A 258-nucleotide genomic window follows, 5' to 3' on the forward strand; every position below is an offset into this window, starting at 1 on the left:
GTTCAAGACCCATATTCTTTACGTTGCCAACCACAGGTGATGGGTGCATGTTTAACTCAAATCCGTCAGGCTGCTGAAGTATTAGAAATTGAAGCAAATGCTGTATCTGATAACCCGCTTGTGTTTGCTGAACAAGGTGACGTGATTTCTGGTGGTAACTTCCATGCAGAACCTGTTGCAATGGCGGCCGACAATTTAGCATTGGCAATTGCAGAAATTGGTTCACTGTCTGAACGTCGTATTTCGATGATGATGGAC

The 258-nt window shown here is 44.2% G+C and carries 1 protein-coding gene; it reads left to right on the plus strand.

Annotated elements, in window-relative coordinates; all coding sequences use genetic code 11:
• Positions 1 to 258, plus strand: a 258-nt coding sequence (locus ACG9ZB_RS17525; RefSeq protein WP_419326874.1) for an aromatic amino acid lyase, incomplete at both ends; no start/stop codon positions are given.

Source organism: Acinetobacter johnsonii (assembly GCF_048551975.1).
In the GTDB taxonomy this organism is placed as follows: domain Bacteria; phylum Pseudomonadota; class Gammaproteobacteria; order Pseudomonadales; family Moraxellaceae; genus Acinetobacter; species Acinetobacter johnsonii_A.